This window comes from Lysobacter sp. (assembly GCF_035655815.1).
Classification (GTDB): Bacteria; Pseudomonadota; Gammaproteobacteria; order Xanthomonadales; family Xanthomonadaceae; genus Lysobacter_J.
Genome location: NZ_DASRTS010000038.1, coordinates 63,824 through 72,820, shown reverse-complemented (window position 1 = coordinate 72,820; position 8,997 = coordinate 63,824). Strand labels below are relative to the sequence as shown.

Sequence of the window (8,997 nt, the reverse complement as noted above, 5' to 3'; positions counted from 1 at the left end):
CGGTGCCGTCTACCGGTCTTTGGTCTTGGCTTACGGAGGAGAAGATGAACGCGAATCTGTTCTATGGCGAACACTCGACGGTGGTCGAGGCGGTGAACATGGACGACGAGATCGCGCACTGGATGCGCCACTACCGCAACTACGTACCGGGTTTCCGCAGCGACGATTACCTGCCTGCACTCAAGCTGGGACTCGACGCGTACCTGCGCGGGCACGGCCAGGACTTCGACAGCATGGCCGACAACCTGCAACTGAGTTACGCACGCGTGCGCGGCACCTCGCGCCTGGACTGGACCGAAGCATTGCCGGTAGCGCTGGCCGCATGGACGCGCCTGGCCGAACGCCACAACGCGCGTCGCTACGATCAGGAACCCAGGTTCGGCTTCGCGACCATCAGGTAGAACACCGCAAGCAACGAGAACAGGGCAGGGAAGCCCAGCGCGGTCCATGCCCGGAAGTTTCGCCGGTACGACGGCGGCAATGGTTCACCCGCTCGTGCGGCGGCCACTGCGATGTCGCGCATGCGCATCTGCAGCCACACCACTGGCAGCCAGCACGCTGCCGCAACCGCGAACAATCCGATCGACCACGCCAGCCACGGCGCATCCAGGGGGATGCCCATCAGCCGTGCTAGATAGAACCCGGTCACCGGCTGCACCACGATGCTGGTGGCGGTGAAGCACCAGTCCGCGATCACCACCAGCCGCGCGACGGCCGCGATGGTGCGTACGTCGTCGCTGCGGCTGATGAAGAACAGGTAGAACGCCGTGCCGATGCCGGTGCCGAACAGCAGCGTCGACGACAGGATGTGCAGCCATTTGACGACGAAGTACTCCATCACTCGCGCTCCCGGAATTCGTGCAGGATCCACAGTCCCGCCAGGATCGGCAGGTTCTTCAGCAGCGGTGCGAACGGGTGCAGCCAGAACTCCGGCAACGCCACGGTGAGGATCGCCGTGTAGCCGATGATCACCGCCGCCTGCAGCTTCAGCAGCCAGCGCGGTGGCGGCCGCAGCATCGACAATCCCAGTGCCAGGTCCAGCGCAGCCGCCGTATACAACGCGCCGCGCGCGAGCACCGACTCCAGCCCGACGCGTTCCAGCATGGCCAGGCTGTCGGCGATCGGATACAGGCCCATCGACACCAGGCCCGAGCCCAGCCACACCACGGCGATCGACAGGCGCAGCACCGGCAGCAGCCAGCGCAGGCGCGCCTGCATGAGCAATGGTTGTGCCTGGCCCGGCGCGATGAAATGCGCGGCGTCGCGCGGCGGATGCCCGAGCACGTCGGTGATCGCGGCGGCGCTGCCGATGTTGCCGCGGGCCAGCATGCGCAGCGCATCGGTGGCGAAGCCCTGTCGGCGACCGCGTTGGAGCAGGCGCGCGCCGGCCTGCATCCATCCGATCGGAAGACCGACGACACGCGATGGCGGCAATTCGAGTTGCGCACGCAGGGTGGACAGATAACCGCGCAGGCTCATCGCGGCCGGGCCGACCGCATCCAGTGTGCGCGGCACGCGTTGCGCTTCGACCAGCGCCACCACCGCCTCGACCAGATCGTCCAGGTGCAGCGGCTGCACGCGCTGCTCGCCGCCGCCGGGCAGGGGCATCCACGGCAGGCTGGCCAGCGCCAGGAAGCTGCGCGTGCTGGCACCATCGGGGGAGAACACCAATGACGGCCGCACCACGCAGGCATCCAGCGGCATCGACAGCAATGCCTGGTCCGCCGCGCGCTTGCTGAGGTGGAAGGCGCTTTCCGCGCGCGCGTCGGCGCCGAGCGCGGAGATCTGCACGACGCGTCCTACACGCGAGGCCATGCACGCTTCGAACAACGCCTTGGGTGCGGCCTCGTGGACCGCATGGAACGTACTGCCACCATGCTCCCGGAAGATCCCCGCCGCATTCACCACCGCATCGCAGCCGACCAGTCGCGGGATCCAGTCGGCGGCGTGGACGTCGGTCGCGAAGTCCACGGCGACCGCGCGTCGGCCGGGCCAGCGCCGCGCAGCGCGCACCGGTTCACGGACGGCGGGGACGACGTCATGCCCGCGACGGATCAGCGCATCGGTTATCGCCGCACCGATCAGTCCGGTCGCGCCCGTCACCATCACGCGCAGCGAGGTCCGGTTCGTCATGGCCGCGTGCTGCTCCGTGCGCTGGCTTCGGCAACCTTGGCGAGCGTGCTATCCACCTGCGTGGTCTCCGTCGCGGCGCGTCGGCAGACGGGTTTCGGCGCGGCGGGCACCAACGCCACCAGCCACTGGTTGTGGGGCGAGCGGGCCAAGCGCGCGCACCGGCCGGACCTTCGACATACCGCCGTGGGCTACGTGATTCACCATGCCAGCTCGCTGTTCTGGGCGGTCTTCCACGAGTACTGGCGCGAACTGCGTCCACGCACGCGGCCTTCCGCAACCGCGGCCGGCGTCACCACCGTGGCCTACGTCGTGGATTACCACGTCGTGCCGCGTCGCCTGACGCCGGGATTCGAACGCCATCTGTCCGGGCGGCAGATGTTCGCTACCTATGCCGCGTTCGGACTGGGCCTGTACGTCGCGGCCAGGGTGATGCGGCGCCGCTGAGCGGCGTTGCTTGGCGAAGCAGGAGATCGTTCGCACGTCATGCCCCCGTGTCCGAACGACGCGCCTGCGCGTTCTTCGGTTGCGGCGAATCCTTCCCCTGCAGATGGATGGAGAGCAGGCGCAGCGTGACGACGGACAGAAACCCGCTCCGCGAGGAGGGCTCCGGCGTGGCAAGCCGGAGCTGCTCCTCGAAGGGCAGATGCCACCCCGCGAGCAGGTGGCCCCCGGGCGACACGGCCATCAACGCGGGGAAGGCGATCGTCAGCCCGTTCCGGTAGAGGAACGAGTGCCGTTGCTTGCGGGGCATGCGGCGCCGGTTCTCCGGTCATCAGCGGTTCTGCGACTGGAGCTCCTTGCCGCGCTCCAGGTGCATCGCCACGTGATCGCGGCTGTTGTTGAGGAAGCTGCGCAGGCGCTCGTCCTGTGCGGCCGGAATCAACCGTTCCTCCAGCATCGTCAGCGCTTCGGTGTGGCCTTTCACCATCGCGTCCAGCCAGGCCTTCTCGTAGTCCGTGCCGGACTTCTGGTCCAGCGTGGACAGCTCCGTGCGGCCCTTCTCGCGCATCGCGTCGGCTTCCATGCTGCTGGTGGCCGCCGGGATGGCGTTGGTGCCGGTGGACAGCGCCTTGCCGGCCTGCAGGTTCGCGCTGTGCTCGCGCTCCAGCAGGTTGGCGTACTCGAGCACCGCGCCCTTGACCTCCTTCCGCTTGGCCTGCTGCGCGGCGGCGATTTCATGCTCGTCCACCGCGGCGACCAGCGTCAGCGCTTCGCCCGGCGCGACCATGCCCGGCGACGCGGCCGTGGTGGCGGGGGCCGCATCCGCGGCCGTGCTGGTGTCGGAAGCAGGCGTGCCCGCGCCGGTGTTGCCTGCGGCGGTATCGGTCGCCGGTGCGGCCGCATTGGCGCGATCGTTGGTGTCCGGCGTGTCGTCGGGTTCACGGCGGCAGCCGGTGATCATCACGGCGGCGGCGATGGCCGCGGCCAGGCAGAGTTTTGCGTGGGTCATGGATCGTTACCTCGTTGGGGTTCATCGCGACGGTTGTTGCGAATCTAGGTCGAGCCCGTCGCGGTGGCCGTGAAGAAATGCAGCTTCGCGCGCACACATGGCGCGAACGTCATGTGCGGTCGGGACATGCGAAAGACCGCGGTCGTGGCGCTGGCCGCGGTAGGGGAACCCGCGTCGTCAATGCGGCTTGGCGACGCCCTTGAGCAGTTCCTCGGACGATTCCTCGTCGCCGCAATGGGCGAAATCGGCGAGGGACACGAAGCCGACCAGGCGCTTGTCGCGGTTCACCACCGGCAGGCGGCGCACTTCCAGATCGGCCATGTTGCGCGCGACGCTGTCGACGTCCTCATCCTCGTAGCAGTAGCGGATGTCCTGCGTCATCACCTCGCGCACCGGCGTCTCCGCACCCATGCCGCGCGCGACGGCGCGGATGGCGATGTCGCGATCGGTGACCATGCCGACCAGGCGATCGCCGTCGCCGACCGGAAGGCTGCCCACGTCCATGCGCTGCATGGTTTCCGCCGCTTCGCGGATGGTGCGCGTCGGTGCCGTCAGGAAGACGTCCGTGGTCATGATCTCGGCCACTTTCATTGCGTTGCTCCTGAATTCGTCGGGGGACGAGCGACGATTGCACAGCGCAAATTGAGTGCGCGTGAAGCAGCCGCACATGCCATGTGAACGGGCGCGCGAATCAGTGCGCGCTCCAGCCCATCGGCATGAACCCGGCGTTGGCCCGGGCGCGTGTGTCGCAGCGGCCGTACTGCACGACCACCGGCACGTCGCTGGTGAACACCAGGCCGATCGCTTCGCCCAGGCGGATTGCTTCCGGGAAGATCAGGTCGTTGACCCGCAACAGGCGCACGCGACGCGGTGCCACCGTGACCCGGAACGGTCCGACCGACGGACGGTGCGCATAGAACACCTCCACACGCACGTGCGCGCTGTCTTCGCCCGTGTTGAGGATGGAGAACTGGTCACGGCTGGTGAATGCGGGCTCGGGGCCGCTGGAACCCACCGGAACCTGCCCCGCGGCGACCGCCCAGCGTCGCTTGCCCATCGAAGTGGACGAGGCATTCACGCGTCGTCTCCCAGCAGCACGCGCATCGCGGGACTCATGAACACGCCGGTCGGATCGAAGGCGCGGCGGAGCTTTGCGAACCGGTTCCACTGCGGGTAGCGCGGCGCCAGTGTCGCGGCCGTCATCGAATGCTTCTTTCCCCAGTGCGGGCGGCCACCGAACGCCTGGAACACCGGCTCGATGTCTTCGAAGAAGTCGCGCCAGGGCAGGGTGCTGTTCTGGTGCAGCGAGATGGTCATGCTGTCGCGCCCATGGTGTGGACTGAGCCAGGCATCGTCGCCAGCCACCGTGCGCACCAGCACGCGCCAGCCGACCAGATGGCGCCAGCGTTTGAGGATGCGCTGGCGCACCTGCGCAAAGCAGGCCAGCCCGTTCTGGATCGGCAGCGCGTACTCGCATTCCTCGAAGTGATGCGGAATGCCGGTGTGCGTGGGGATGACCTCGAAAGGATGGCCGGCGCGGTGCTCCACCTGGCGCCCGTAGGACAGTCGTGCCGTGCCGCCGCCTGCTGCGTTGACCAGGCGCAGCTTGACGTCGTCACGGCGCGGGTACCAGTAGAAATCGAAGCTGCGGTTGTCCTCCATGAGTTGCGCGCAGTGTCCGAGCGCGTCATCGGTGCGCGTGGCGTATTCGCGACGCTCGGCGTCGAAATAGGGCTGCAACTGCAACGTCATGCGCGTGATGATGCCCAGCGTACCCATCGAGACCTGCAGTGCACGCAGCGCATCGGGCTCGCCCGCGTCGATCTCGCGCATCGCACCATCGGTCGTGACCACCCATGCCTTCACCATCAGTTGCGAAAGGTTCGGCAGGCGTTTGCCGGTACCATGCGTGCCGGTTCCAATCGCGCCGCCGATGGTCTGCGTGGCGACGTCGCCGAAATTGGGCAGGGTCAGGTCGTGGTCGTACAACTCGCGGCCCAGTTCATGCAGCTGCGTGCCCGCATACACGGTCGCCTGCCGACGTTGCGCATCCACCGACAGCACACCACGAAGCTGCTCCAGCGAGATCAGCGTGCCCGGCACTTCGACCACGCCGCTGGAGGAATGCCCCGCGCCGACCACGCGCACCGGCCAGTCCTCGGCCGTCGCCGAAGCCAGCTGTTCCTGCAGTCGTTCCTCCGACGGCGGCTTCAGCCACCTGCGCGGGCGGCTCACCACGCTGCCGGACCAGTTGCGCCAGGTGCGTGCCATGGATGGATTCAGCGCCGCCGCCGACGCTGCGCCGCATGCGCCGGCATGCGGACTTCAGTCCTGTGCGAAGGCGATGGTGCTCATCAGTGCGTTCTCCGCCTGCCGCGAATCCAGGCGGGTGTGCTGTACCACGATGGGCACGTCCGACTCGATCACGCTGGCGAAGGGCGTTTCCTTCGGGATCGACTCGGGATCCTTGAGCTCGTTGAAACGCAGATGCCGCGTTCGCTTCGCCGGGACCGACAACGTATACGGCCCGACCGGATCGCGGTCCTCGTAGTAGATGTGGATCCGGACCTGCGCGGGCTTGTCGCCGGCATTGAGGATGCAGCAGGTCTCGTGGCTTTCCAGTTCCGGTTCCGGGCCGTTGCTCCATCCCGGGATGTAGCCCTCGGCGATGGCCCAGCGCGTGCGTCCGATGGTGTCCATGCGGCCTGATTAACACGCGCGATGCATACGTCGCGTCATCGTTGCGTTGTGTCGTCGTGTTCACGCCTCGCGAGTAGTCTGGAACATCACACGCGAACATCACACACGCTGCGCGGCCGACCGTGTGTCGGCACACCTGGTCAGAGCACATGGTCAACATCGGTTACCACGCATCGCACGAGCAGTTTCCGCCCGACGAGCTGCTGCAGCTCGTGCAGCACGCCGAGCAGGCGGGCTTCGACTGCGGCATGTGCTCGGACCACTTCCATCCGTGGAGCCATGCGCAGGGCCAGAGCGGCTTTGCGTGGAGCTGGCTGGGGGCGGCATTGGCCAGCACGTCGTGGTCTTACGGCGTGGTGACCGCGCCAGTGGGGCGGTATCACCCGGCGATCATCGCGCAGGCGGCCGCCACGCTGGCGGTGATGTTTCCCGGGCGCTTCTGGGTGTCGGCCGGTAGCGGCGAGGCGCTCAACGACCGCATCGTCGGCGGCCACTGGCCCGGCAAGGACGAACGCAATCGCCGCCTGTGCGAGGCCGTGGAGGTGATGCGTTCGCTATGGCGCGGCGAAACGGTGAACCACCGCGGCGCGTTCGTCGTGGATTCCGCGCGATTGTTCACCCGCCCGGAATCGCCGCCATTGGTGATCGTGCCCGCGCTGTCGCCGGAAACCGCGGCGTGGGGAGCTGGATGGGCGGACGGACTGATCACGATCAGCCAGCCGAAGGAGAAGCTGCAGCCCATCGTCGAGGCATTCCGCCGCAACGGCGGCGAAGGCAAACCGATGTACCTGCAGGTGAAGCTGTCGTACGCCGCGCGCGAGGAGGATGCACTGCGCGGCGCCTGCGAGCAGTGGCGCACCAATGTCCTGCCGGCAGAGCTGTCCCAGGACGTGAGCACGCCGCAGGCCTATGAAGCGCTTGCCGGGCAGGTGTCCGAGGACGACGTCGCCAAGGCCGTGCACGTGTCTTCGGACCTTACACAGCACGTGCGCTGGCTACGCGAGTACGTCGACATGGGCTTCGAGCGCCTGTACCTGCACAACGTCAACCGATCGCAGCGCGAGTTCGTCGATGCCTTCGCGCGCGACGTGCTGCCGGCCTTTCGAAAGTCCGCCTAGGCGCCGTAGCGGAACCATCGATAGCCGTACGGCTCCAGCACCACGCGACCGGCGTCGGTGGATGCGTAGTCGCCGTCGCTCAGGATCTCCCGCGCGTCGCCATCGAGGTCGGGCAGGGAGAAAGACACGCGCTGCGGAGCCAGATTCACCGCGGTCAGCACCTGGCCCGCCTTCACCCGATGGCGCATGGCGAACACCGCATCGTGGTCGACCGCCAGCGGCACACAGTGGGTGCCCATGCCCGGGGCGGTGCGCGTGGCCGCGATCATGCGCTGCACGCGGCAGAACAGCGACTGCGGATCGCGCCGCTGGGCCTGCACGTTGATGCGGCGGTAGCCGTAGAAGCCTTGGTCGATGGGACGTGCGACGAGCTGCTCCAGCGGCGCGGTCGAAAACCCGCCATGCGCGGAATCGTCCCATTGCATTGGCGTGCGCACCGACCAGCGCTCCGGGCGCGACAGGTCGTCGCCCATGCCGATCTCGCCGCCGTAACGCAGCACCGGCACGCCCGGCAGCGACAGGAACAAGGCATGCGCCATGGCATTGCGGCGCAGGTCGCCGCCCAGCATCGGCGCCATGCGACGGCGGATGCCGCGACCGTATTCCTGCATGTGCGGGCTTGGGGCGAACGCTCGCATCACCTGCGCGCGTGCGTCGGGCGACAGGCGCTCCAGGTCCAGTTCGTCGTGGTTGCGCAGCCAGACGGCGCGATTCGCTCCCGGCATGTCGGGGTCGTAACGGTCCAGCGCCCACCGCAGCGGCTTGGCCTCGTGCGTGGCCAGTGCATGGAAGAAATGGTTGTTGGTCCAGAAATCCAGCACGTGGGTCAGGCGATCGCCGTCGCCCAGGTAGTCGGAGTAATCCTCCACCGGCACGTCGGCTTCGCCCATCAGCGGCACATGTGGGCCATGTCGCCGCGTGTGTTGGCGCATCTGCTCCAGCAGCCAGAAACCGCGATCGCGCGGATCGGCGCGGCAAGCCTCCTCGATCATGTACGGCACCGCATCCACGCGGAAGCCGCGCACGCCAAGCTGCAGCCAGAAATCCATGATGCGGAACAGCTCGCGCCTCACTCCGTCGTTGGCGAGGTTGAGGTCGGGTTCGTGCCGGTAGAACAGATGGCGGTAGTACTGGCCGGCCTGTTCGTCCCAGGTCCACACACCGTCCTCCACCGTTGGAAAGATCGGTTCCTTGCCGTCGTCCGGCGGCTCATCGGCCCACAGGTAGTAGTCGCGGAACGGCGAATCGCGATGGCGGCGCGCATCCTGGAACCACGGGTGCTGGTCGGACGTGTGCTGCATCACCAGTTCGACGAGCACGTCGATGTCCAGTTCGCGCGCGCCGCGCATCAGCGCGGTGAAGTCCTCCAGCGTGCCCAGGCGCGGATCGACGGTGAGGTGATCGGTGACGTCGTAGCCGGCGTCGCGCCGGGGCGAGGCATAGAAGGGCAGCAGCCAGATCGTGTCGGCACCAAGTTCGCGCACGTGATCCAGTCGTTGCGCGACTCCCTTCAGATCGCCCCAGCCGTCGCCGTCGGCGTCGAAGAACAGGGACGGATCGATCTGGTAGACAACGGCGTCATCCCGCATGCGGCGT

The 8,997-nt window shown here is 67.5% G+C and carries 12 protein-coding genes; 3 read left to right on the top strand and 9 right to left on the bottom strand.

The window, feature by feature from the left end; translation table 11 throughout:
• The first annotated feature begins 44 nt into the window (after positions 1-44).
• Positions 45-401, top strand: coding sequence for a hypothetical protein (locus VFE83_RS11170; RefSeq protein WP_324906090.1), 357 nt, complete (start codon positions 45-47; stop codon positions 399-401).
• On the opposite strand, the gene VFE83_RS11165 is transcribed toward VFE83_RS11170, so the two are convergent.
• Together VFE83_RS11165 and VFE83_RS11160 are read right to left on the bottom strand one after the other, a co-directional pair.
• A complete protein-coding gene (locus VFE83_RS11165) occupies positions 365-838 on the bottom strand; it encodes a DUF2269 domain-containing protein (protein WP_324906088.1) in 474 nt (157 codons plus the stop codon). The genes VFE83_RS11170 and VFE83_RS11165 overlap by 37 nt on opposite strands.
• Entirely contained in the window at positions 838-2,133 is a 1,296-nt protein-coding gene (locus tag VFE83_RS11160) for an SDR family oxidoreductase (protein ID WP_324906086.1), read from the bottom strand. The genes VFE83_RS11165 and VFE83_RS11160 overlap by 1 nt, the downstream gene beginning before the upstream one ends.
• A 45-nt stretch (positions 2,134-2,178) precedes the next feature.
• Here VFE83_RS11160 and VFE83_RS11155 point away from each other — a divergent pair, with 45 nt between their 5' ends.
• Positions 2,179-2,577, top strand: a complete 399-nt coding sequence (locus VFE83_RS11155; protein WP_324906084.1) for a hypothetical protein — start codon at positions 2,179-2,181, stop codon at positions 2,575-2,577.
• A gap of 37 nt (positions 2,578-2,614) precedes the next feature.
• Here the strand turns inward: VFE83_RS11155 and VFE83_RS11150 are convergent, their stop codons facing one another.
• From VFE83_RS11150 to VFE83_RS11125, 6 genes are all read right to left on the bottom strand, one after another.
• Entirely contained in the window at positions 2,615-2,884 is a 270-nt protein-coding gene (locus VFE83_RS11150) for a hypothetical protein (RefSeq protein ID WP_324906082.1), read from the bottom strand.
• 21 nt (positions 2,885-2,905) lie between these two features.
• Positions 2,906-3,583: a DUF4142 domain-containing protein gene (locus VFE83_RS11145; protein ID WP_324906080.1), complete on the bottom strand. Its 678-nt coding sequence runs from the start codon at positions 3,581-3,583 to the stop codon at positions 2,906-2,908.
• Between the two features lie 177 nt (positions 3,584-3,760).
• On the bottom strand, positions 3,761-4,174 hold the full coding sequence (locus tag VFE83_RS11140; RefSeq protein ID WP_324906078.1) for a CBS domain-containing protein: 414 nt from the start codon (positions 4,172-4,174) through the stop codon (positions 3,761-3,763).
• A 100-nt stretch (positions 4,175-4,274) separates the two neighbouring features.
• Positions 4,275-4,661 (bottom strand): sensory rhodopsin transducer, encoded by a 387-nt coding sequence (locus VFE83_RS11135; RefSeq protein ID WP_324906076.1) that lies wholly within the window; start codon positions 4,659-4,661, stop codon positions 4,275-4,277.
• A complete protein-coding gene (locus tag VFE83_RS11130; RefSeq protein ID WP_324906074.1) occupies positions 4,658-5,854 on the bottom strand; it encodes a D-arabinono-1,4-lactone oxidase in 1,197 nt (398 codons plus the stop codon). The genes VFE83_RS11135 and VFE83_RS11130 overlap by 4 nt, the downstream gene beginning before the upstream one ends.
• A 54-nt stretch (positions 5,855-5,908) precedes the next feature.
• Complete coding sequence (locus VFE83_RS11125) at positions 5,909-6,283, bottom strand: sensory rhodopsin transducer (protein WP_324906071.1); 375 nt, start codon at positions 6,281-6,283, stop codon at positions 5,909-5,911.
• Between the two features lie 149 nt (positions 6,284-6,432).
• Between VFE83_RS11125 and VFE83_RS11120 the strand changes: the two genes are divergently transcribed.
• Complete coding sequence (locus VFE83_RS11120; protein WP_324906069.1) at positions 6,433-7,401, top strand: TIGR03885 family FMN-dependent LLM class oxidoreductase; 969 nt, start codon at positions 6,433-6,435, stop codon at positions 7,399-7,401.
• Here VFE83_RS11120 and VFE83_RS11115 read toward each other — a convergent pair.
• On the bottom strand, positions 7,398-8,990 hold the full coding sequence (locus tag VFE83_RS11115; RefSeq protein WP_324906067.1) for an alpha-amylase family protein: 1,593 nt from the start codon (positions 8,988-8,990) through the stop codon (positions 7,398-7,400). The two genes, VFE83_RS11120 and VFE83_RS11115, sit on opposite strands and share 4 nt — an antisense overlap.
• Positions 8,991-8,997: the final 7 nt, after the last annotated feature.

Bases quoted from the DNA above. Each gene is read 5' to 3' on its own strand.
- VFE83_RS11170 (WP_324906090.1), top strand. From the start codon at position 45: ATGAACGCGAATCTGTTCTATGGCGAACACTCGACGGTGGTCGAGGCG.
- VFE83_RS11165 (WP_324906088.1), bottom strand. From the start codon at position 838: ATGGAGTACTTCGTCGTCAAATGGCTGCACATCCTGTCGTCGACGCTG.
- VFE83_RS11160 (WP_324906086.1), bottom strand. From the start codon at position 2,133: ATGACGAACCGGACCTCGCTGCGCGTGATGGTGACGGGCGCGACCGGA.
- VFE83_RS11150 (WP_324906082.1), bottom strand. From the start codon at position 2,884: ATGCCCCGCAAGCAACGGCACTCGTTCCTCTACCGGAACGGGCTGACG.
- VFE83_RS11145 (WP_324906080.1), bottom strand. From the start codon at position 3,583: ATGACCCACGCAAAACTCTGCCTGGCCGCGGCCATCGCCGCCGCCGTG.
- VFE83_RS11140 (WP_324906078.1), bottom strand. From the start codon at position 4,174: ATGAAAGTGGCCGAGATCATGACCACGGACGTCTTCCTGACGGCACCG.
- VFE83_RS11130 (WP_324906074.1), bottom strand. From the start codon at position 5,854: ATGGCACGCACCTGGCGCAACTGGTCCGGCAGCGTGGTGAGCCGCCCG.
- VFE83_RS11125 (WP_324906071.1), bottom strand. From the start codon at position 6,283: ATGGACACCATCGGACGCACGCGCTGGGCCATCGCCGAGGGCTACATC.
- VFE83_RS11120 (WP_324906069.1), top strand. From the start codon at position 6,433: ATGGTCAACATCGGTTACCACGCATCGCACGAGCAGTTTCCGCCCGAC.
- VFE83_RS11115 (WP_324906067.1), bottom strand. From the start codon at position 8,990: ATGCGGGATGACGCCGTTGTCTACCAGATCGATCCGTCCCTGTTCTTC.